This window comes from Fischerella sp. JS2, from assembly GCF_032393985.1.
In the GTDB taxonomy this organism is placed as follows: Bacteria; Cyanobacteriota; Cyanobacteriia; order Cyanobacteriales; family Nostocaceae; genus Fischerella.
This window is the reverse complement of record NZ_CP135918.1, coordinates 2,135,919-2,158,820: the sequence shown is the minus strand read 5'-3', so window position 1 is coordinate 2,158,820 and position 22,902 is coordinate 2,135,919. Positions and strand designations below refer to the sequence as shown.

General features: G+C 40.4%; 15 protein-coding genes, 1 other RNA gene and 1 pseudogene. 8 read left to right on the top strand and 9 right to left on the bottom strand.

Annotation, left to right across the window (positions count from 1 at the left end; genetic code table 11):
* Positions 1-175: 175 nt before the first annotated feature.
* From ssrS to RS893_RS08985, 4 genes are all read right to left on the bottom strand, one after another.
* Positions 176-360: non-coding RNA, 6S RNA (gene ssrS, locus RS893_RS09000), on the bottom strand.
* 61 nt (positions 361-421) lie between these two features.
* Complete coding sequence (locus RS893_RS08995; RefSeq protein WP_315790856.1) at positions 422-1,633, bottom strand: 5-(carboxyamino)imidazole ribonucleotide synthase; 1,212 nt, start codon at positions 1,631-1,633, stop codon at positions 422-424.
* Between the two features lie 151 nt (positions 1,634-1,784).
* Positions 1,785-2,951: a pyridoxal phosphate-dependent aminotransferase gene (locus RS893_RS08990; RefSeq protein WP_315790855.1), complete on the bottom strand. Its 1,167-nt coding sequence runs from the start codon at positions 2,949-2,951 to the stop codon at positions 1,785-1,787.
* A 169-nt stretch (positions 2,952-3,120) separates the two neighbouring features.
* Positions 3,121-4,203, bottom strand: a complete 1,083-nt coding sequence (locus RS893_RS08985; protein ID WP_315790854.1) for a class I fructose-bisphosphate aldolase — start codon at positions 4,201-4,203, stop codon at positions 3,121-3,123.
* Between the two features lie 1,242 nt (positions 4,204-5,445).
* Between RS893_RS08985 and RS893_RS08980 the strand changes: the two genes are divergently transcribed.
* On the top strand, positions 5,446-8,403 hold the full coding sequence (locus RS893_RS08980; protein ID WP_315790853.1) for a methyl-accepting chemotaxis protein: 2,958 nt from the start codon (positions 5,446-5,448) through the stop codon (positions 8,401-8,403).
* 300 nt (positions 8,404-8,703) lie between these two features.
* Here the strand turns inward: RS893_RS08980 and RS893_RS08975 are convergent, their stop codons facing one another.
* Positions 8,704-10,026 carry a dihydroorotase gene (locus RS893_RS08975; protein WP_315790852.1) on the bottom strand — a complete coding sequence of 441 codons (1,323 nt, stop codon included), beginning with the start codon at positions 10,024-10,026 and terminating at the stop codon, positions 8,704-8,706.
* A 436-nt stretch (positions 10,027-10,462) separates the two neighbouring features.
* Here RS893_RS08975 and lepB point away from each other — a divergent pair, with 436 nt between their 5' ends.
* The 3 genes and pseudogenes from lepB to RS893_RS08960 all read left to right on the top strand — a co-directional run bounded on the left by lepB (position 10,463) and on the right by RS893_RS08960 (position 13,567).
* Positions 10,463-11,107, top strand: a complete 645-nt coding sequence (gene lepB, locus RS893_RS08970; RefSeq protein WP_315790851.1) for a signal peptidase I — start codon at positions 10,463-10,465, stop codon at positions 11,105-11,107.
* Positions 11,108-11,326: 219 nt separating this feature from the next.
* A complete protein-coding gene (locus tag RS893_RS08965; protein ID WP_315790850.1) occupies positions 11,327-12,112 on the top strand; it encodes an MOSC domain-containing protein in 786 nt (261 codons plus the stop codon).
* Between the two features lie 666 nt (positions 12,113-12,778).
* Positions 12,779-13,567, top strand: a pseudogene (locus RS893_RS08960) (response regulator).
* Between the two features lie 9 nt (positions 13,568-13,576).
* Here RS893_RS08960 and RS893_RS08955 read toward each other — a convergent pair.
* Positions 13,577-14,268 (bottom strand): IS1 family transposase gene (locus tag RS893_RS08955; protein ID WP_315784082.1). Its coding sequence is split into 2 segments (ribosomal slippage): positions 13,577-13,944 and positions 13,944-14,268, totalling 693 coding nucleotides; the frame shifts between segments, so codons are not numbered across the junction.
* A 165-nt stretch (positions 14,269-14,433) separates the two neighbouring features.
* Here RS893_RS08955 and RS893_RS08950 point away from each other — a divergent pair.
* From RS893_RS08950 to RS893_RS08935, 4 genes are all read left to right on the top strand, one after another.
* A complete protein-coding gene (locus RS893_RS08950; RefSeq protein WP_315790849.1) occupies positions 14,434-15,537 on the top strand; it encodes a diguanylate cyclase domain-containing protein in 1,104 nt (367 codons plus the stop codon).
* A 171-nt stretch (positions 15,538-15,708) separates the two neighbouring features.
* Entirely contained in the window at positions 15,709-17,028 is a 1,320-nt protein-coding gene (locus RS893_RS08945; protein ID WP_315791918.1) for a hybrid sensor histidine kinase/response regulator, read from the top strand.
* 45 nt (positions 17,029-17,073) lie between these two features.
* A complete protein-coding gene (gene ldpA / locus RS893_RS08940; protein ID WP_315790848.1) occupies positions 17,074-18,225 on the top strand; it encodes a circadian clock protein LdpA in 1,152 nt (383 codons plus the stop codon).
* A 70-nt stretch (positions 18,226-18,295) separates the two neighbouring features.
* Positions 18,296-20,029, top strand: a complete 1,734-nt coding sequence (locus tag RS893_RS08935; RefSeq protein WP_315790847.1) for a R3H domain-containing nucleic acid-binding protein — start codon at positions 18,296-18,298, stop codon at positions 20,027-20,029.
* 137 nt (positions 20,030-20,166) lie between these two features.
* Here the strand turns inward: RS893_RS08935 and RS893_RS08930 are convergent, their stop codons facing one another.
* The 3 genes from RS893_RS08930 to RS893_RS08920 form a co-directional block, all read right to left on the bottom strand.
* Positions 20,167-20,655 (bottom strand): DUF1269 domain-containing protein, encoded by a 489-nt coding sequence (locus RS893_RS08930; RefSeq protein ID WP_315790846.1) that lies wholly within the window; start codon positions 20,653-20,655, stop codon positions 20,167-20,169.
* Positions 20,656-20,961: 306 nt separating this feature from the next.
* Positions 20,962-22,389 (bottom strand): pyruvate kinase, encoded by a 1,428-nt coding sequence (gene pyk / locus RS893_RS08925; protein ID WP_315790845.1) that lies wholly within the window; start codon positions 22,387-22,389, stop codon positions 20,962-20,964.
* Positions 22,390-22,474: 85 nt separating this feature from the next.
* Positions 22,475-22,846 (bottom strand): cyclic nucleotide-binding domain-containing protein, encoded by a 372-nt coding sequence (locus RS893_RS08920; RefSeq protein WP_315790844.1) that lies wholly within the window; start codon positions 22,844-22,846, stop codon positions 22,475-22,477.
* Positions 22,847-22,902 lie beyond the last annotated feature (56 nt).

The window sequence follows — 22,902 nt, the reverse complement described above, 5'->3', positions numbered from 1 at the left end:
TTTGCTTAACTACTTAAGATCGCAATCCTATCTGATTTGTGAAAGTTGTTCACAAATGATTTAGTAATGCTATATTGATTTCTATGATTTTGTAAAATTAAAATCCTTAGACTTTTTAGATTCTTAACTATATTAAAAGCTCCTTAGTCTAAATAGACTTAAGGAGCCTTGATTTTTATTCACCGCAACGCCGTTTTACCTAAGTTTTTGACCTGGAGAAAACCAGGTGGGTACCATGTTTCTCGTTTAAAGTTTCCGGGTACAAGCCCGGTCTACTGCCACGAAAAATGCTTGGTTCCCTTACTTTTACAAGTCATAGATCACAAAACTTGTTGGCAGTCACCAACGTCGCAGTGGTATGAGTTGATTATAGCTTTTAAAAATGATTTTGTGTATGCCCAATGAGATTTTTTTTGCCGATTTAATTGGCGTACCAAATATTTTCTATAGTGCGGGCGATCGCCATCGCTTCATTCGGATTTTGATCATTTAACAAAACGGTGACATGTCCTAATTTTCGCCCTGGACGAGATTCTGTTTTACCGTACCAATGGATGTAACTTTGGGGAATTTGTTTTATTTGTTGACGTTTAGTAATATAGTCGTTTGTTGATATTTCGTAGCCCAACAAATTTATCATAATAGCACATGGGCAAGTTAAATTAGGATTGCCCAAAGGCAAACCAGAAACAGCCCTTAAGTGCTGCTCAAACTGGGAAGTTTCACAGGCATCAACAGAGAAATGTCCAGAATTGTGAGTGCGCGGTGCTATCTCGTTTACTAGCACTTTGTCATCAGCACTAAGAAATAATTCAATCCCAAAAACTCCCACTGCTTTAAGGCTATTAAGAAGTGTATGGGAAATATTCTCAATCTCTTTTTGGAGATGAGATGAAATCTGCGCTGGTGCAATCACTCGCCGACATACTTGTTCTTCTTGTTGAGTTTCTACAATTGGGTAAATTACTACTTTCTCATCCACAGAACGTGCTGCAATTACTGCTAGTTCTCGTTCAAAAGGGATAAATTCTTCTAATAAAAAAGCTAGATTATTTGCAGATTCTAATTTTTGCTGGAGAGTTTGGATATCTTTGATAATAAAAGTACCCTGACCATCATAACCGTGACGACGAGCTTTTAAAACTATTGGAAACTTTAATTGACTTTGAAGTGAAAAATTATGAAGATTTTCGTTTTGTATTCCTAACTCTTGACTTTCAATAGCTAACTGTTTATTTTCTGTTAGCGCATCTTCTCTCCAGATTCCTTTAATATCAGAAAAATGAGGAACTGGTAAACCTAAATCTCGTAGATAACAGCGTTGATGATATTTGTCTAGAAGGGGAGCTAATGCTTCAAGGGGTGGACGAAAACAAATACCTTGCTCTGCTAAAATAGATAAAGCTTCGATATCAACAAACTCGTTTTCAAAAGTAATGATATCGCATTGAGTAGCTAAAATTTTTGTGGCTGCGGCATCTTTGACTGGGGCAAAAATAGTGTCATGAGCGATCGCAACAGCAGGATCATTAGGGTTGGGGGTTTGTACGATCAATTCCAAGCCTAATTTATTTGCTGCACCGCCCATCATCCAGGCGAGTTGTCCGCCACCAATTACACCAATACGCGCCATCTTACCCCAAACAATTACGAAGGTTGACACCCCTGTCTTAGCATCATAGCGCGATAATCAGTTATCAGTGATCAGTGATCAGTAAAGACAAGATCCCCGACTTCTGGTGAAAAGTCGGGGATCTTGGGCTATCTTGTTTTTCGTTTCTTGACTAAATTCGCGACTTGACAAACTTCTCTAACCTATCCATCCCCTTTTCAATTGTTGCCATATCTGTAGCATAGGAGAGGCGAATGTTGTCATCTGCACCAAAAGCAATCCCAGGAATAACTGCTACTTGTTCCTCTTCTAGTAAAGCATCACAAAATTGCAGAGATTTCAGTCCGGTTTTGCTGATATCAGGAAACAGATAAAATGCACCGTCTGGTTTGGGACAACTCAAGCCAGGGATGGCGTTGAGCCGTTCTAGCATTACCTGGCGGCGTTTAGCAAAAGCTTGGCGCATTTGTTCTACACAGTCTTGGGAACTTTCCAAAGCTGCGATCGCCCCATACTGGGCAAAGGTGCATATATTTGAAGTACTATGGCTTTGGATAGTACTTGTGGCTTTGATAACATCTATTGGCCCTGCCAAATAACCAATACGCCATCCCGTCATTGAGTATCCTTTGGCAAAACCATTGCTGACAATCGTACGAGCAAATATTTCTTCTCCTAAGGAACCAATACAGAGGTGGGTTGCACCATCATAGAGAATTTTTTCGTAAATCTCGTCGGAGACAACAAAGATATCTGCTTCAACTACCACTTGCCCTAAGGCTTTGATTTCCTCTGGCGTGTACACCATACCCGTAGGATTAGATGGCGAGTTGAGGATAAATAACTTGGTCTTGGGTGTGATAGATTTTCGTAATTGCTCTGGCGTAATTTTATATCCTGTAGTGGCATCTGTAGGAACAATTACGGAAACACCACCCGCTAAAGTTACCATTTCGGGGTAGCTTAACCAATAGGGAGCGGGGATAATCACCTCATCACCTGGTTCGATCGCTGCTAGCATCAAATTGAACAAAGAATGCTTACCGCCATTGGTGACGATGACATTTTCTGCTTTATAATCAAGACCATTATCATTTTGCAGCTTGCGGGCGATCGCTTCTCTTAATTTTGGTTCTCCAGCAGCAGGCCCATACTTAGTTTTACCTTCATCCAACGCTTTTTCGGCAGCAGCTTTAATATGTGCAGGGGTATCAAAATCCGGTTCCCCAGCGCTAAAACTACAAACATCTACACCTTCGCCCTTCATTGCTTTTGCTTTCGCTGCGATCGCTAAAGTTATAGAAGGCGTTACTTGACTTACTCTTCCTGCCAGCTTCATCGTCACTCAGCCAATTCTCACCTCTTCCAGAATATCCCAGAATAAAGGGATCGGGGAAAGGGGAAAGGCGACAAGGGGGACAAAGGTATAAAGAGTATTGTTACTCCTCACACTCCCAGACGCGATGAATCGCGTCTCTACATTACTCCCCACACTCCCCACCTCCCGATCAAGCAATTGTCACTGCTTCGGATAAATAAACATCTTGGATGGCGTGGAATAATTGCACACCCTCTTCAAAGGGACGTTGGAATGTTTTGCGTCCAGAAATTAAGCCTGTACCGCCAGCGCGTTTGTTAATGACTGCGGTGCGAATTGCTTCTGCAAAGTCGTTTTTACCTGATGCACCACCAGAATTAATTAAGCCTGCACGTCCACAATAACAATTCAAGACTTGGTAACGAGTTAAATCTATGGGGTGGTCTGTTGTCAAATCTGTATAAACCCTTTTGTCGGTTTTACCGTAACTTTTACCTGTTGCTTGGGCTACTGCTGCGTAACCATTATTATTTTCTGGGAGCTTTTGTTTTATGATGTCAGCTTCTATGGTGACGCCTAAATGATTCGCTTGTCCTGTCAAGTCAGCAGCTAGGTGATAGTCTTGATCTTGTTTAAAAGCACTATTACGTAGATAACACCAGAGAATTGTCACCATTCCCAATTCATGGGCGCGTTTAAAAGCAACGCTTACTTCCTGAATTTGTCTAGTAGAGTTTTCTGAACCAAAATAAATTGTCGCACCTACTGCCACAGCACCCAAATTCCAAGCTTGTTCGACAGAAGCGAACATAATCTGGTCAAATTGATTAGGATAAGTCAGGAGTTCGTTGTGGTTGAGTTTGACAATAAAAGGAATTTTGTGAGCATATTTGCGTGAAACTGCACCCAACACTCCTAAAGTTGTAGCTACAGCATTACAACCAGCTGCGATCGCTAGTCTGATAATATTTTCTGGATCAAAGTAAATCGGATTGGGTGCAAACGACGCACCTGCTGAGTGTTCAATTCCTTGGTCTACTGGCAAGATAGAAAGATACCCAGTATAAGCAAGTCTACCGGTAGAGTACAGTGTTTGCAGATTACGCAATACTTGAGGATTGCGATCGCTATTTACCCATACTCGATCTACAAAGTCAGGACCTGGTAAATGCAATAAATCCTTAGCAACTTTGGCTTTATAAGTCAATAGGTCTTCTGCTTCCTCACCTAGTAAAGACTCAATGGAATAGGGCGTTGCTAGTGTTGTAGTCATAGCCTTTCCTGCAATAATTTATAAACTGTTGCGAGTATTTAGCAACACTCAATACTATGATGATGCTAACAAAGCTTTGTCATATCCACTTTTAGATACAAAAACTTGAACCGAAGCGGTCTAAAGGTCGTTTACAAGCCTCATTGTTAAAAGTAGATAAACTGATAACTTGCACTATTTTCAAAACACATCAATAAGTAATGTCTGCATTGTGACATCTGTATTATCAGCGGAATCTTCTGGAAGGACATCAAGATAGAGTAAAAGCCGTTAGTTTTAGTCCCAATGTTAAAATCTCAAAAAAATTTGCTATCCCGGTATTATATATGGGAAAAATTATTTTTTGTTTATCAACTCTTTAAAGATAGATAAAATAAAACTTTAGATTTTCTCATCATTTTTTCTAATTGAAAATGGTTCAAATTACAGTATTTATACTTATTAAAATAAAATAATTTATAAGCATCTAATGTGTTGTTCAGACAAGCAGAATCAGTTAAATTGACTAGATTTTGTAGTGTTAAGTAATCAATCATTTAAATGGTTAATAGCTTGATATTAGTATATTTTTTAGTTTAAAAAATTTAGGATTATCAAAAGTTATAAACATAAAATTTTTCAATAGCGTAAATAAACATAATGTTGTCTTAGTAACTTGCGTAAAACAGCAATATAGCCTAAGATGATAGACTGAATATCAGGCTTAAATCTATCTGTAACTCAAGCAAAAATTTAGAAGCTATAACTGTTAAGAAATAACTCAATAGGGTGTAATCTTAGTAACTATTACTTGCTGCAAATTCACCAACTTTTTTAGGATTGGTTTAAATGTAAGTAATTAGATAGAATTAATTACACAGATTATTTTCCTATTTCACATCTTGCAAGAGTTGTAATAGTCAGGACAGAAAACCTTCAAACCTTTGTTACCAGTTTTCAACCAGGTAACAAGAACAAGAGCCTCTAGCTCTTTTTGAATGGTGTAAGAGATTAGCTATCCCCTATCTCTACGAACGAATTTAATTTTGTCTAACTACTTAGTAGACCAATTAAACATTGATAATTTGGGATTTTGTATCTTAAAAATTAACAGTTTTGAAGTTAATTTACAGAATTTTGCTTAAAAAATAAATTTACCTGGGTGCGCTCGTTCGTTTCTATCAATTATTAGTTTTTAACTAAAACTAATTCGATTTTTCATTGCTCATTAATGTAAACGAGTACTTGCATCTAGAATTAATCATGAATAGATTAAATAACAAGCATACTAAACATGGTAGATATGCTTCAAAAGAACTATCATTAACTAATACTAATAATGATGGCAAACTGCACATAAATCCCCAAGATAAAACCAACTTTACTACATCTAAAAAAGTAAAAAAAATTATGTGGCAATGGTTTTCTAATCTTTCCATCAGCCGCAAACAACTAATAGCTTTAATTGCTTCTGAACTGCTATCTATACTAGGAATAAGTTGTGTAGCAAGATACTTGATTAGCAAGAATTTACAGACTTTATTATTAGAACAAGCAAAATCAGAAGTAGCCGTGACAAACATGGCTTATAATGTCAAAGTCAATCAAATGGGCTTTGGCTTTCGTGGACAATCAGATAATCTGGCAATTATTCAAGCTGCTCTTGCTCATAATACAGGTCAAACACTCAGATCTGATTTAAAGTCAAAAGTCAAGCAAATTCTTGCCAATGAAATTAAAGCCAGAAAAATAGAGTATGCCACACTTGTTGGTAAAAATTTGCAGATTATAGTCAATGCGAATGCTGAGCGTCAAGGGGAAATATTTAATCCTGACAACTTGGTGAGTGAGGTTTTGGAGAATCCTCGGCAAATAAAAGCCAATAGAATTGTCAGTTGGTCAGAATTGAGTAAAGAATCTCCTCCTTTACCAAATGGTGTTAATCAAGAAGATGCTCTAATTCGTTATACGGTAACACCTGTGAAAGACCCAAACACAAAAGTAGTTATCGGTGCATTAGTTTCTGGTGATATTGTCAATGGTAAAGATGCAATTGTTAGGGCAACATTAGAAGCAACTGGGGGAGGCTACAGTGCTGTTTATCTACGCAAACAGACAGGAGAATTTACTATAGCAACAGCCTTAGAACAAGATAAATCTCAGAATAACAATCAAGGCATACCTAATGTAGCATTACCCGCAGAAGGTAAATCTTTACTGGAAGCAGCAACCCTAACTCCAGGAAAAACAGTAACCGGGCGTCTAAGGATAGATCATCAAACTTATACAATGGCAGCAAAAGCTGTACCTAATAAAATTATAGAAACAAATAATGTTACAGAATCTGTGTATGGCGAAAAATCAGTCGCAATTTTAGTGCGGGGAACTCCAGAAACTGCTCTCAATCAATTATTAGAACAGAGTTTTTGGGTAGAAATTGTTGTTGTAATTGTCGCGTTAGCAATTTCCTTAATTTGGACACTGATTATTAGAAAAACAATTATTACACCTATCAAAAAGTTAGAGCAAACAGTTCAAAAACTGGCTATGGGCGATCGCTCCGCCCGTGCGGAGATTTTTGCTCATGATGAAATAGGGAAATTAGCCGCTAATTTTAACATCATGGCGGACAAGTTTACAGGGCAAATTCTCGACAAAGAAGATGAAGCAAAGCTAGCAGAAACAATCAATCACATTACTTCTAGGGTTCGTGGTTCACTCAATACCGCAGAAATCCTGAATGCAGCAGTAACAACTATGCGAGAAGTGATCAAAGCAGACCGAGTCATAGTCTATCGCTTTGATGAAAACTGGGCGGGTAAAATTGTTGCTGAGTGCGTTGGTGAAGAATGGCCTAGTGCTTTAGATGCAGAAATTGCAGACCCCTGTTTTGCTCGCGGCTATGTTGATAAGTATCAAAAAGGCCGTGTGCAAGCGCTAGAAAATATTTACGAAGCAGATTTAACTCAATGCCACATTGCTCAATTAGAAGCCTTTGCAGTCAAGGCAAATTTAGTCGCACCGATTTTGCTCAACAACAACCTATATGGCTTACTAATCGCTCATCAGTGTTCTAACCCGCGTAAATGGCAAGAATCAGAGATCGATTTGTTTAAGCAGGTAGCAATCCCCGTTGGTTATGCCCTAGAGCAGGCATTTATGCTCAGTCAGGTAGAAAAAGCGCGTTCGAGTGCAGAAATGATGGCTATTGAGCAGAATCAACAAAAACAAGCATTACAACAGCAAATCATCCAACTGCTGCAAGACATCGAAGGCGCAGCAAAAGGTGATTTAACTGTACATGCGAAAATTCAAGAGGGGGAAATTGGTACTGTTGCTAACTTTTTCAACTCTATAGTTGAGAATCTCCAAGAAATTGTGACCAAAGTGAAAACATCTGCAACTGCTGTCAATGCAGCCTTAGGTGAAAACGAACATGCAATTAGCCAACTTAGCGACGAAGCAATCAAACAAGCTGTTGAAATTAATCTCATCCTCAAAAGTATCGAACGCATGACACTCTCTATTGCAGATGTGGCAAAGAACGCTCAAAAGGCTGCTGAAATTGCTCACACAGCCTCTCGTACTGCTACTGAAGGTGAAACAGCAGTAGATGTGACAGTAGAAAAAATCTTTAACTTACGCTCAACCATTGATGATACAGCCAAGAAAGTCAGGCGCTTAGGGGAATCTTCGCAACAAATTTCTCGAATCATTTCCTTGATAGACGAAATTGCTGTGCAAACCAACTTGTTAGCAGTCAATGCTGGGCTAGAAGCCGCCAAGGCTGGTGAAAGTAGCAGAGGTTTTGTAGTGGTTGCTAACGAAGTCGGTGAACTGGCAGCACGTTGTTCTGATGCTACTCAAGAAATCAAGCGGATTGTTGAGAATATTCAACGAGAAACCAACGAAGTTGTCAAAGCAATGGAACAAGGAACTGCCGAGGTAGTTGAAGGTTCTCGCATTGTGGAAAATGCTAAAACTTCTCTTAATCAAATTCTGAGTGTTACCTATCAAATAGATGAGTTAGTACAATCAATTTCCCAAGCAACAGTTTCTCAAGTAGAAACATCACAAGCAGTAACTAAATTAGTTACAGAAATTTCCCAAGTGTCAGATATTACTAGTAACTCCTCTCGCAAAATTTCTCAGTCACTGCAAGAAACTGTAGCAATTTCCCAAGAATTGCAAGCAGCAGTGGCGAAATTTAAAGTTAGTTAGTGTCAATTGTCAATGGTTAGTAGTTAGTACAGACGCGATGTTCCTCGCGTCTGTACATTAGTAGTTAGTGGTGAGTCAGCGACTCTTACGCAGGGGGTCTCCCCCATGAACGACTGACGAACCCAAAGGGTTAGTGGTTATTTCCCACTCCTCATACTCCTCATACTCTCCCCATCTCCCTACTGCCCCTAATCCCCACTACCTTGGGGCAGTGGGGGCCGGTGAGTTCCCCACCCCTCACACTCCTCACACCCTTACACCCCTATTCCTTGCCAATGGACTTTATGCCAGTTGCGTAAATCATGCAAATGTTAAGGCTTGTCCCCGTACTTGTGTATGTAGTTTGCCTTTTTCATAAACCAACTCACCACCGACAATAGTGTAAGCAGGCCATCCGGTGAGATCCCAACCTTCAAAAGGACTCCAACCACATTTACTTAAGATTTCTGCGCGTAAAACTGGGCGATAGTTTTGCAAATCTACAAGTACCAAATCGGCATCATAACCAGGTGCGATCGCTCCTTTGTTGGGAATACCATAAGCTTTGGCTACAGCAGTAGACATCCAATTGACAACTTGGGCAATACTGCATCGCCCTTGGGCTGTGGCTGTTAACATTAAAGGTAAAGAAGTTTCTACCCCTGGCATTCCAGAGGGACTATTTGGGTAAGGTTGCGCTTTTTCTTCTAAGGTGTGGGGTGCGTGATCGGTAGCAATAAAATCAATCACGCCATCGTGCAAAGCTTGCCAGAGAACTTCGTTATCGTGGGGCGATCGCAAAGGTGGATTCATCTGGGCTAATGTGCCAATTTTTTCATAGGCACTAGTATTCAACAATAAATGTTGTGGTGTGACTTCTGCTGTCACCCAACTTGGTTTGTGTTGACGTAGTAACTCTGCTTCCTCAGCCGTAGACATGTGTAAAATATGCAAACGACGCTGATATTTTTCTGACAGTTTTAATGCCAGCTGCGTTGCTAAAAGTGCCGCCTGATTATCTTGGATTTGAGAATGCACAGCGACGTCATGAATGCCAGCAAATTCTTGGCGTCTCTGGTTGATTCTGGCTTGATCTTCGGCGTGGACGGCAATTAAGCGTTTTCCTTTTGCAAATATCGCCTCCAAAACCTCTTGTTGATTGACAAGCAACTGACCATGCATCGACCCCATAAAAATTTTGATCCCTGGAGTAGGATTTGCCAACAGCAAGTCCGGCAGAATTTCTGCTGTTGCGCCAATAAAAAAGCCATAGTTAACTAGGCATTTATTCTGGGCGCGTTGCAATTTATCATCAAGTGTCTGCTGGGTAGTTGTCAGGGGACGTGTATTTGGCATTTCCAAAAAAGAGGTGACTCCGCCTTTAGCACATGCACAAGTTGCAGTAAACAAATCCTCTTTGTGTTCCAATCCTGGTTCACGAAAATGTACCTGTGGATCAATGACTCCTGGCAACAAAGTTAACCCTTCTGCGTCAATTTCTCTGATCGGTGTTTGGTCTGTGGATATTTCTGGTGCAACTTCGACAATGAAGCGATCGCGCGTCAGCACATCCCCAATCATGAATTCTCCATCAGGTAGAATTATCCGAGCGCGCCGAATTAGTAAACTAGTGGAAGATGACATGGATGTTCAACTGTTAAAGCAAGAGCAATTTTTAACTAAGCTTTCTTTAGGAGCTGGGTGTAGGTGAGTAAGGGTGTAAGGAAAAACCATAAAATCATGAACAAAAAAATTATACGGACTTTACCTATACCCTTACACTCCTATACTCTTATACCCCTAATGAGCAAGCACTTTCTCTTTAGGTTAAACTGAATGAGACTGTTAGCCGTTAATTTTTGTTACCGATCACACACAAGTTTATTTTTTAATCATGAATAAATAATTCATTTATGAACTACCTAAACTCCTGAGTTTCTACTCCCCTTTCTATTTCAAGGTTGTCAACAGGACAACGTAATTCAAAAGACTTACTTAGTACGGTTAAGATTAACAGATATAACATCCTTTCAGCGGACAAAATAGAAATTGTATTTTGGGCCATTAGTCAATTAATTTCATGCAAAATCAAGTGTCTGATAACAACAACTCGACTCAAAAGCCTGACAGTTCCTGGATAGCAGAACTAGGTAGAACAATAGTATTAAGTATCGTATTAGCATTAGGTATTCGTACCTTTGTGGCCGAAGCCCGTTGGATTCCATCCGGATCAATGGAACCAACCCTACATGGTTCGCCTAATCAATGGGAAGCAGATAAAATTATTGTTGATAAGTTAAGTTATAAATTTTCTAATCCCCAAAGAGGAGATATTGTAGTATTTTCACCTACAAAAGAGCTACAACAAGAACAATACCAAGATGCTTTTATCAAGCGTATTATTGGTTTGCCGGGAGAAACAGTAGCACTGAAAAACGGTAAGGTATATATTAACAACCAGCCTCTTCCAGAAAAAACGTATCTTTCTTCTTCGCAGCAGACAATAGTCAACGTTTGTACTTCTGGACCGCAACCGCCTTTTCTTGCTAAACCAGTCACTATACCTCCCGATTCTTATTTGGTATTAGGTGACAACCGTAACAGCAGTTATGATAGTCGCTGCTGGGGTGTCGTTCCTAGAGAAAATATTATTGGTCGTGCCGTAATTCGTTTTTGGCCCCTAAATCATATTGGTGGTATTGATAAATCGCCATTGTATCCGTAGATGGGGAGATGGGGAACTCACCAGCCCCCACTCCCTTGGGGAGTGAGGATTAGGGACAATGGGGAGAGTATGAGGAGTATGAGGAGTGGGAAATAACCACTAACATGAGGGAGACCCCCTGCGTAAGAGTCGCTGACTCACCACTAACTACTAATGTACAGACGCGATGTTCCTCGCGTCTCTAACCACTAACCACTAACCAATGACAATTGACAAATCATGCCATATGTTGCCAAGATTTTAATCTACCCGATTAAATCACTAGATGGCGTGGAAGTGAAAACGACAAAAGTCCTATCTAGTGGTGCTATACAGTATGACCGTGAGTTTGCTATTGTTGACAAACTTAACAAGTTTGTTAATGGTAAGCGTCATGCCAAAGTTCATCTGTTGCGATCGCAATACAACTTAGAAGATAGAACTGTCTTGTTAAAAATCTCAGAAACTAACTGCCAACAAGTTTTTCATCTCGATCATGAATGGCAAGCACTGGAAGATTGGTTAAGTAATTTTTTTGGATTTGCCGTTAAACTACAGCAAAATTCTGTGATGGGTTTTCCTGATGATACTGTCTCACCAGGGCCAACCATCATTAGTACAGCAACCTTAACAGAAGTAGCTTCCTGGTTTGCTGGTATTAGTGTAGATGAAATGCGTCGTCGTATACGTGCCAACATTGAGATTGACGGTGTACCAGCATTTTGGGAAGATAGACTATTTAGCGAACAAAGTGACATTGTTTCCTTTCGAGTCGGAGATGTACATCTGTTAGGGATAAATCCCTGTCAGCGTTGTGTAGTACTAACACGAGATTCTCTGAGTGGGGAAGCTTATAAAAATTTTCAGAAAGTATTTGTCGCAAAGCGACAACAAACATTACCAGCTTGGGTAGCTTCATCCTGGTTTAATCACTTTTACAGGTTAAGTGTAAATACGCGATTATCACCTTCTTCAGTAGAAAAGAATTTCAAAATTGGTGATGAAGTAGAAATATTGGAAAAATAAAAATAGCGTAATTGATAATTGGTAATGGGGAAAAATAGCAGTCGCTAATTACCAAATCTATCTATACGTGTATGCATCGGTGTTCGTTTACCTATATCTTGCACCAACTTTGCAGTTCACCAAGAAACAAATTTCTTAGCTAATATCAAGTTCGCATGATTACTTACAATTCCCTTTTACCTCACCCCGCCTTCGGCACCCCTGTTCTTAGCAAGGAGAGGGAATGGGGGTGGGATTTTTTATTCTAAGTGATTAACCGAACTTGATATAAGAACTAAAGTCAGACAAATCTGATTCAAACAATATTTGAGTCCGTTTCAACGGATTGATGCTATTAGCTAAAGAATTTATACTCAGACCGGAATATTGTGCTAATTGAGAATCATGCAAGATATATCTTTTTAAATATGAATATTAAAAAAAGTGAATGATTTTTACCTTTTCTCTACAAAATATGCCCAAACACTAATACGTATAATCTAAGTAAACTGAAGTTTTATAACTAAGCTTTATTGAGAGGTAAGATAAAAATCAACAATAATCAGTGCATTCGGGTGATTTCCAGCACTAACTCACTCATTACGAAAAGATATGCGAAGAATGTCTACGTATTTACAGTGTAGTTAAATCATAAAATAAAGGTTGCGATCACAGAGCAAGTGCAGGATGAATTACGAACGGTTACAATCCGGTAAAAAAGATATTTTCATCATAGATGACACGCCAGACAACTTGTGGATTTTATCTTGGCTCCTCACTAAAGAAGGATACAGTGTTCGTAAGGCTTTAAACTGGCAAATGGCACTTACTGCTTGCCAAACTTTATCACCGGATTTGATTTTACTTGACATCATGATGCCGGAAGTTGATGGTTATGAAATCTGTCGGCGTTTGAAAGCTTGTCAACAAATAGCAGATATTCCTGTAATTTTTATTAGTGCCTTAGATGATGTTTTCGATAAGATGAAAGCTTTTCAGGTAGGTGGAGTTGATTATATTACAAAACCTTTTGAATTTGAAGAAGTTTTAGTGCGTGTAGAAAACCAACTAGTATTGAGAACAGCGCGGTTAGAAATATAAAAACTCAACACCGAACTAAAAAACAGGGTACAAAAACGCACTTGGGAACTTAAAAAGACTCTGCATAAACTTCAGCAAGAAATGAATCAACGCCAGCATTTACTGAATAAATTGTTAGAAATAGTGCTTCACCATTCTCTGACTGGTCTACCGAACCGAGTTTTATTTCTCAAGAGTTATCTACATAATTTTCCTGTAAATTCTCTCAAAATTGATAAATCTTTTGTTCAAATTATACAGGAAAATCAACAAAATTTGGGGTTAGTCCCAGCAATGATTGGCATTGCTCATTCAATGGAAATGACAGTGATAGCTGAAGGTATTGAAACCCAATATCAATTAGCTCAACTAAAAAAATTAGGCGTTGCTGAATAAAGGTATGTTTTAGGCAGGTAAGGGAACAGAACGATATTTGAGGTAGTGCAATAACAATCGAACAGAGTATCTCAGCATTTCCTCGGTTTTGGAATAACATAAAGTTTTACGATGAAGACGAGCCAAATAATGTCTAAGCCTTGTGTTTTCATTTTCGACTCGTGTCATGTAGGTCTTACTCACAATTTGGTCACCATCAGGAACAAAACAAGGGTAAACAGGGTATCCATCTGTGACGTAAAAATAACTCTGCCAACACTGGACAATGTTCCATAACTGTTGGAAAGTAGTCGAACTACGATCACCTAAAACCCAAGCAAGAATACCTTGAGTAAAGTGATTTACCGCCGTCCACAACCAGATTTTATTTTTTTTGAACCAATAAATGTTTCTAATTCATCTAGTTCTCCCACCTGCGGAATTTCCTTTGAATTTGGTGTATCCGCCAATTGTGTACCCACTCGTTTAACCCAATGAATAATGGTAGTATGATGAACGTTTTTCACCCTTTCAATTCCACGAAATCCCATACCATTGACGTACATTTTTAGGCATTCTTGTTTGATTTCATCCGAGTAGCCCCTGGGTGGTTTATAGACATCAATGAATTGACGACCACAATCACAGCAAATGTGATTCTGTTTACCTCTTTTCTTTCCATTCTTACGGTTATGACAAGATCCACAGCGTGGACATTCCATGATTAATTGACCTCAATTCATACCGCTATTATGCAACGCCAAAAATTAAAATGTGATTTCGCTCAAGGGCATTTATTTTCTACTGCTATAGACTTAGAATCAGTTCTGAATTTAATTGCTGCTGCACCTCAATGGTAAATACCAAACCTCCTTGAAGAAATAATCATGAGTCAAGAGTCAGTATCTGCCACTAAAGGCAACATTCTCATCGTTGACGATCAGCTAGATAATCTGCGCGTGTTATCTACTATTCTTATGGAAGAGGGTTATCAGGTTCGTAAAGCTTTAAATGGACAAATGGCTTTAATTGCCTGTCAAACATTAGCACCTGATTTAATTTTACTAGATATTAACATGCCCGATATCAACGGTTACGAGGTTTGTCAACGCTTAAAAGCTAACTCGCAAACCTGTAGCATTCCTATAATTTTTATCAGTGTCTTAGATGATGTTACCGATAAAGTTAAAGGTATTAAAATGGGCGGCGCAGACTACATTACTAAACCATTCCAGATTGAAGAAGTAGTAGTGCGTGTACAAAATCAACTAACAATTCAGCGCTTACAACTGCAACTTCAAGAAATAAACCAAAAACTTTTAAAGCAAAATTCACTACTGCAATTAGAAATTGAAAAACGCACTCAGGCAGAAATCGCTTTGCAAGAAGTGAATGAAAAATTACAAGAGTTAGCTTTGCTTGACAGTTTAACAGAAGTTGCTAACCGTCGTTACCTAGATGATTACTTACAACGAGAATGGCAACGTTCAGCACGAGAGCAAATCCCTCTAGCATTGATGTTATGCGACATCGACTATTTTAAGGCATACAATGATACCTATGGACATATAGCTGGTGATGCTACCTTAAAACGAGTAGCTAAAGTAATTAAAAATGCTGCTAGGCGTCCAGCAGATTTAGTGGCAAGATATGGAGGAGAAGAATTTGCCGTAGTTTTGCCTAACACAAATTTTTTGGGATCGGTACAGGTAGCTGAAAATATTCAATTGCAGTTACAAGAATTGAAAATAGCCCATACTATGTCTGTTGTAAGTGAATATCTAACTTTAAGTATTGGTATGACTGTTTGTGTACCAAATCATCAATATTCACCTAGTAACCTAATTGCTACTACTGATAAAGCACTTTATCAGGCTAAACAACAGGGGCGTGATAATTACTATACTTATATTTTTTTTTCTTGTAGCTGTTTCTTGGCAGAAAATTCTGATGAGTCAAAAATTTTATGCACTGAATTGGGTAATAGGTAGTAAATAATTGGTAATCGATATAAATTAATTATTTTTGTTATCAAGATATATTTTTTTAAACTAAATTTATAAGTAGACCTCATAACTGCGTACACTAAAACGTAGGAAACATATTATCATATCTTGCACCTAGCCTTACTTTGTGCCTATTTAATTATTTACACTCCCACAATGCATTTGATTCCAGAAAGAGATTACAAAGCAAATATTTTGGTAGTTGATGATACTCCTGATAATTTGCGTCTTTTGTCAGCAATGCTGACTTCACAAGGCTATGAAGTGCGTAAAGCCTTGAGTGGCAAAATGGCACTTACTGCTTGTCAAATGGTTTTACCAGATGTGATTTTATTAGATATTAATATGCCAGAAATGGATGGCTATGAAGTTTGTAGACAATTAAAAGCTAATGACCAAACTCGCTCAATTCCAGTTATTTTCATTAGCGCTCTCGATGATGTTTTAGACAAAGTTCAAGCCTTTGATGTTGGTGGTGTAGATTATATTACTAAACCTTTTCATGGGGTAGAAGTTGTATTGCGAATAGAAAATCAACTTAATTTATGCTTATTACAAAATAAATTGCAAGAAAAAAATACCCTACTGCAAAAAGCTCTTGATGACTTGAAAGCTTCTCAAGTTCAAATGATTCAACGAGAAAAAATGGCAGCTTTAGGACAGTTAGTAGCAGGCATAGCTCATGAAGTTAATAACCCTATCAGTTTTATTTATGGTAATCTCGAATATGCTGGTCAATACGTATTAGACTTGGTAAATCTCATTGAAGCCTATCAGCAGGAATATCCAAATCCCACACCAAGAATTCAAGAAATAGTTAAGCAAATAGACTTGAATTTTTTGATCAATGATCAACAGAATCTCATGGGTGCAATGTTTAGAGGAGCAGAACGCATCCGTTCCATTGTTGAGGCGCTACAAAATTTCTCTCGACTTGATGAAGCGCAAATGAAGCGAGTAGATGTTCATGAAGGTATAGATAGTACTTTGGTGATGTTGCAACATCGACTCAAAGAAACCACAAATCGCCCCGCAATTGAAGTAGTAAAGGAGTATGGTAATTTACCTTTGGTGACTTGTTACGTCAGTGAACTCAATCAAGTGTTTATGCATCTATTAAATAATGCGATTGATGCTTTAGAAGAGCATTATGAGCAACAAAATAGCAATTACCGATTACCAATTACCAATTACCAATTACCTAGCATTCACATTCGCACGATGCTAACAACCCCAGATACTGTAAAGATTTGTATTGCTGACAATGGCCCTGGTGTGTGTGAATCCGTGCTTTCGCGAATATTTGATCCATTTTTCACTACAAAGCCACCAGGCAAAGGTAGTGGACTAGGATTGGCGATTAGTTACCAGATTATCGTGCAGAAACATCAAGGAAAACTCACTTGTGTCTCACCGCCCGGCACAGGAGCGGAATTTATCGTTGAAATTCCTCTCAAACAAACCGAATTAAATTAGGCAAATGCCTACAACATTTTTCTGTCACATAGCATAATAGATAATGTGACTGATCACCTCAACCCTTTACAATCTCTCAAAGAAGGTCACTGGTTCAAGCTCATTTGCGGAGCCAGCTTTCAACACCTGCCTGCGGTCAGAAGTTTAACATTGGCCTATACACTGGCCGGTGCTGACTGTATAGATGTGGCTGCCGATCTAGCTGTAATTGCCGCAGTTCGAGAGGCCATACAAGTTGCAGTTGAACTTGCCCAGGATGCACAAGCGCGAGGCTTTGGCAAAAAAGGTAAGTTGCCGTTTTTGATGGTTAGTCTCAACGATGGCGAAGATCCGCATTTTCGCAAAGCAAAATTTAATTCTACAGAGTGTCCTTCCAACTGCCACAGACCATGTGAAAAAATTTGTCCAGCACAGGCAATAAAGTTTAGCAATAAACCAGAGCTGTTTTCAGGAGTTATATCCCAAAAGTGCTACGGTTGTGGTCGTTGCATTCCTATATGCCCGTATGAAAAAATTTATACAAGTTCTTACGTGATTAAACCGGAGGCGATCGCACCGTTAATATTATCAACTGGGGTGGATGCCATAGAAATTCATACACAAATAGGACGTTTGACAGAATTTCAGCGATTGTGGCAAGCAATTTCACCCTGGGTTGAGCAATTGCAGTTAGTAGCGATTAGTTGTCCAGATGGAGAGGGTATGATTGATTACTTACATACCCTGTATGATGCGATCGCAACCCATAAAATAACCTTGATTTGGCAAACTGACGGAAGGCCGATGAGTGGTGATATTGGTGATGGCACCACCACAGCCGCAGTCAAATTAGGGCAAAAAGTCTTGGCAGCAAACCTACCGGGATACGTGCAGTTAGCAGGCGGCACTAACAGTCACACCGTTGCCAAGTTAAAGGCGATGGGATTGTTGAGGAATGGGGGACAAGGAGGACAAGGAGGACAAGGAAGAATTTCTCCCGTGTCTCCCATGTCTCCCCCCTCCCCACCTATTTCCGGAGTCGCCTATGGCAGCTACGCCCGTGTATTGCTGTCACCAATTCTAGAAGAGTTAGAAGCAAGGGAGGTGAATGACACCAGTGTCAAAACAACTGTCCGCCTAGAAGATGAACCAGAATTGCTCTGGCAAGCTGTTGGACTTGCCCATTCTCTTGTTTCCCAGCTCAAGTCACAGCAGTAGGGGTTACGGGGTAAAGTCTCGTGTCCATACAAGCACATTCGCTATCTCTAAAAACGTCACCATAATAAGCATGACGATTACAGACGATCTCCAAAAATTGTTAGATATTTTGCCCCAAGACCTGCGGCAAATATTAGAGAAGCATCCCCAACGAGATAGTTTAGTGGAAGTGGTTTTAGATCTGGGCCGTCGCCCAGAGGCCCGCTTTCCTCATCAAGCCGAGTATCTGAGTGAAATACCCGTCACTCAGAATGTCATTGATGATTGCATCCAGCGAGTGGGGAACTTTGGCGGAGATAATCGAGCAGGAATAGAGCAAACTTTGCACAGAATCAGTGCCATCCGGAATCGCAACGGTAAGATTATTGGCTTAACTTGCCGTGTCGGTCGAGCGGTGTTTGGAACCATCGGTATGATTCGCGATTTAGTGGAAACAGGTAAATCGATTCTGATGCTGGGACGCCCGGGTGTAGGTAAAACCACTGCCTTACGGGAAATTGCTCGTGTTTTGGCGGATGAGTTGAACAAACGCGTGGTGATTATTGATACTTCTAATGAAATAGCTGGTGATGGCGATGTTCCCCATCCAGCAATTGGTAAAGCCAGGCGGATGCAAGTTGCTCATCCGGAATTACAACATCAAGTGATGATTGAGGCTGTGGAAAACCATATGCCAGAAGTGATCGTCATTGATGAAATTGGCACTGCACTGGAAGCCTTAGCAGCTCGCACCATTGCCGAGCGGGGTGTACAGTTAGTAGGTACTGCCCACGGAAACCAAATTGAAAACTTAATCAAAAACCCCACCCTTTCGGATTTGGTTGGTGGTATCCAAGCTGTGACATTAGGAGATGATGAAGCCAGACGCAGAGGCAGTCAAAAAACTGTGTTGGAACGCAAAGCGCCTCCCACTTTCGAGATTGCCGTAGAAATGCTGGAAAGGCAACGTTGGGTAGTCCATGAAAGTGTGGCTGATACGGTAGATAGTCTGCTCAGAGGGCATCAGCCTAGTCCACAGGTGAGAACCGTTGATGAAAGTGGCAAAGTCAAGATTACACGCCAGTTAACACCTTTGAACGGTCGCTCCCAAACTCTCGCCAAAGAAGAGTCATTTGTACCAGCACGACAGTCAAATGGCTGGCGATCATCTGGGCAAATGCAAGCATTACCACCAGTTAGCACAGAACCAGCAAAGCTGAGTAGACACAATGAATTTGATCGGTTACTGGATGAATCTTTTAATTACTTTGGTGACTTTGATGAAGCTGATAGCAAACTGGCAGGGCCTAATGGTGAAGATTTGCCGCTACACATTTATCCCTATGGTGTGAGCCGTGGTCAATTAGAACAAGTAGTAGAGGTGTTGAGTTTACCAGTGGTCTTGACAAAAGACATCGATAGTGCTGATGCGATTTTGGCACTGCGATCGCACGTTAAAAACCACGCCAAATTACGGCAAATGGCTAAAGCCCGGCAAGTGCCAATTCATATGATTAAATCTAGTACCATACCGCAAATAACCCGTGGCTTACGGCGATTACTCAACATCGATGATCCGGAGGTGACTGATGATCGCGAACTGCAATTATTTCTCCACAGCGCCAGTGACGACGAAATTGACGCCCTAGAAGAAGCTAGATTAGCAGTCGAAAATATCGTCATTCCCAAAGGACAACCAGTGGAATTATTACCCCGTTCTCCTCAAGTGCGGAAAATGCAGCATGAGTTGGTAGAACACTACCGCTTAAAGTCCCATAGCTTTGGAGAAGAACCAAATCGGCGTCTGCGGATTTACCCTGCGTAAATTTTAAAGAGTTGCGAGGGGCCAGATCCCCGACTTTTTCAAAAAGTCGGGGATCTGGCAGCCTATCAAAAATTAATGTGACAAACCACTAGCCTTCCACCCTTCAAGGAGATGGGCTTCCTACCAACTTTCGGTGATTATGAATGAGCAAAGGCTTCTTTAAGTTTGTCTTCTCGCTCTTTGGGCAGGTTAGTAGCAATAATCTTGAAATCCTCGTTTTTGAGAGCTTCGGCAATTCGGTCAACTACCTCATTGGAAGTGAGTAAGAACAGTGCTGAAGTTCCTTCCGTAACTTCATCACGGACTTTCTTAATGAAGCTATCATCAATACCAACATCTGCAAAAGAGGCTGTCAAAGCACCAATTGCCGCACCAATTGCCATCCCGAGAATCGGGATAAAGAAAAGGATACCAAACAGCAGCCCCCAGAAAGCACCATCTAGCGCACCTAATCCAGACAAGTTATGTAGCTGGCGGGTTTTAGGCTTTTTTGCACCTTTTGGCCAAGAAACAATTGCCGCGTCTTGGATATCTAGCAAATGCTGTTGCTGTAGTTCAGACAGTTTACTTTCTAGTCTCTCTGCACCATCGGCTGTGGGGAATTCTAATACAGTAAGATGTGCCATTAGTAATCTCCTGAATTTAATGAAATTCAACTACTAACTAGGCATTGTGTCTAAGAAACGCTGAGCTGCGCGAATGGGATTGGCCCATCGCGACAACCGATATAGATAAGCATCAATAAAGTATGCTGATTCTGATTCATGTTTTTGTATTCCTGCTGATAGGGAGGTGGGGAACTCACCGATCCCTACTCCCCCAAGGGAGTGGGGATTAGGGGCAGTGGGGAGATGGGGGGAGTGGGGGACTAAAGAAGATATATAATGCCTTTTCTTCTCATACTTCTCACTCTCCTCATACTTCTCACACCCTTACACCTCGGTAATCGTGTGAATCTTCAAGAAATTCGTCCCCCGGGGACGCATAGTTGGAACACCTCCCAAAATCAAGATTTTGTCGCCTGGGGTAACCCAACTACGCTGTAGCAGAATTGTCTGGACTTGTGTAGTCAATTCCTCAAACGTTTCAACTTCATTTTCTAAGAGAACTGGTCGAATTCCCCAAACTAAGTTCAAGCGGTGGTAAGTTGTGGAATTGGGTGTGAGGGCAACAATGGGTACTTTTGGGCGTTCGCCAGCAGCTAGTTGGGCTGTATAGCCAGTGCTAGTGAACGTAGCAATGCAGCGTAGGGGCATGACATTGACAATGGTGTTGAGAGCCTCACTTAAAGCATGGGTTTCATCAGTTTTTGCTGGCGGATTGTTGAGGAACTCTAAATCTGGTTCGATATCGGTAGCAATACGCACAAGCATTTCTATGGCTTGCACAGGAAACTCACCAACGGCTGATTCTCCTGAGAGCATGACTGCATCAGTACCATCAATGATGGCGTTAGCCACATCACTGGCTTCGGCACGAGTTGGACGGGGGTTATGAGTCATACTTTCTAGCATTTGCGTGGCAGTAATTACCGGAATGCCTTTGCGGTTGCACAGTCGAATGATCCGTTTTTGGATGAGTGGGACTTTCTCTGGACTCATTTCTACACCCAAGTCACCACGAGCCACCATTACTGCATCGCACTCTTTTATAATTGCTTCTAAGTTATGGATAGCTTGGGGTTTTTCGAGCTTGGCAATAACAGGTTTATTAGCTGCTCCTTTTTGTGCCAGTAATTCTTTTAAGGTGTGCATATCTTCAGGGCGACGCACAAAACTTAAACAGATGTAATCAACTCCCTGAGATAGACCAAAATCTAAATCTTGTAAGTCTTTTTCTGTTAGAGAAGGCAACTGTAAATTGAGATGGGGAAAATTTACTCCTTTACGACTTTTGAGAACACCGCCCCGAGTAATTCGACATCGGACAGCATCTACCTTGATCTGTTCTACCTTTAGTTCTAATAGACCATCATCCAAAAGAACTTGATTGCCTGGTTGGGCATCTTCTGCAAGCAGAGGATAGTCAATCGGAATTGTATCAGGTTGATTTGAGAAGTTAGTTACTGGTACTAGGGTGATTAATTCTCCTTCTATTAAAGCTATCGCACCCTCGGGTAATTGACCAACTCGAATTTTTGGACCTTGCAAGTCTTGCAGCAGAGTTACCGGAATATCTAGTTCTTTTTCGAGCGATCGCAATAATTTTATTGTTTTAGCGTGGTCATCGTAGCTGCCGTGAGAAAAATTCAAGCGAGCCACATTCATTCCAGCTTGAATCATTTTTGTCAGCACTTCCCGTGAATTGCTGGCTGGGCCAATGGTAGCAACGACTTTTGTATGGCGAGTTAGTGGTTGCATAAGTTTCAGTTACCAGTTATCAGTTACCAGTTATCAGGTTTAGTTGTTCACTGATTGCTGATAACTGAATGGCTCGGAAAAAGTATCAAATAGAACGCTTGAGAGTACGCAAACGCTCTGAGTAACTTCGCATTACAAGTAGTGCAAACATGGGTGTTTCTTGCACGGCGAACAGGAAACCGCTCCGGTCTAGGATAGCTAATTCGGAGTCTGTTTTCGCAATTGCTGTCGATGCTCTGGTTTGTTCTGGCACAACTAATGCTCCCATACCAAATACATCTCCCGCATGAATAGTTTCCACCACTTTGCCCTCGACGTATAACTCTACTTCTCCAGTCAAAATGCCATACATGCAATCCCCAACTTCACCATCTGTAAAGATAGTTTGACCACTGGCAAATTTCTTGATTGTTGGTTGTTTTTGAAATATTTTTACAGTTTCTGCTGGTTCAAGCATGACAATGGATTTTAACTACATCACATTTCAAAGTACTACAGTAGATGGTATTTTTG

Coding starts and splice junctions, on each gene's coding strand:
- RS893_RS08935 (WP_315790847.1), top strand. CDS start 18,296: ATGACGATTACAGACGATCTCCAAAAATTGTTAGATATTTTGCCCCAA.
- RS893_RS08945 (WP_315791918.1), top strand. CDS start 15,709: ATGCATTTGATTCCAGAAAGAGATTACAAAGCAAATATTTTGGTAGTT.
- RS893_RS08920 (WP_315790844.1), bottom strand. CDS start 22,846: ATGCTTGAACCAGCAGAAACTGTAAAAATATTTCAAAAACAACCAACA.
- pyk (WP_315790845.1), bottom strand. CDS start 22,389: ATGCAACCACTAACTCGCCATACAAAAGTCGTTGCTACCATTGGCCCA.
- lepB (WP_315790851.1), top strand. CDS start 10,463: ATGCAAAATCAAGTGTCTGATAACAACAACTCGACTCAAAAGCCTGAC.
- RS893_RS08975 (WP_315790852.1), bottom strand. CDS start 10,026: ATGTCATCTTCCACTAGTTTACTAATTCGGCGCGCTCGGATAATTCTA.
- RS893_RS08965 (WP_315790850.1), top strand. CDS start 11,327: ATGCCATATGTTGCCAAGATTTTAATCTACCCGATTAAATCACTAGAT.
- RS893_RS08990 (WP_315790855.1), bottom strand. CDS start 2,951: ATGAAGCTGGCAGGAAGAGTAAGTCAAGTAACGCCTTCTATAACTTTA.
- RS893_RS08995 (WP_315790856.1), bottom strand. CDS start 1,633: ATGGCGCGTATTGGTGTAATTGGTGGCGGACAACTCGCCTGGATGATG.
- RS893_RS08985 (WP_315790854.1), bottom strand. CDS start 4,203: ATGACTACAACACTAGCAACGCCCTATTCCATTGAGTCTTTACTAGGT.
- RS893_RS08980 (WP_315790853.1), top strand. CDS start 5,446: ATGAATAGATTAAATAACAAGCATACTAAACATGGTAGATATGCTTCA.
- RS893_RS08950 (WP_315790849.1), top strand. CDS start 14,434: ATGAGTCAAGAGTCAGTATCTGCCACTAAAGGCAACATTCTCATCGTT.
- RS893_RS08930 (WP_315790846.1), bottom strand. CDS start 20,655: ATGGCACATCTTACTGTATTAGAATTCCCCACAGCCGATGGTGCAGAG.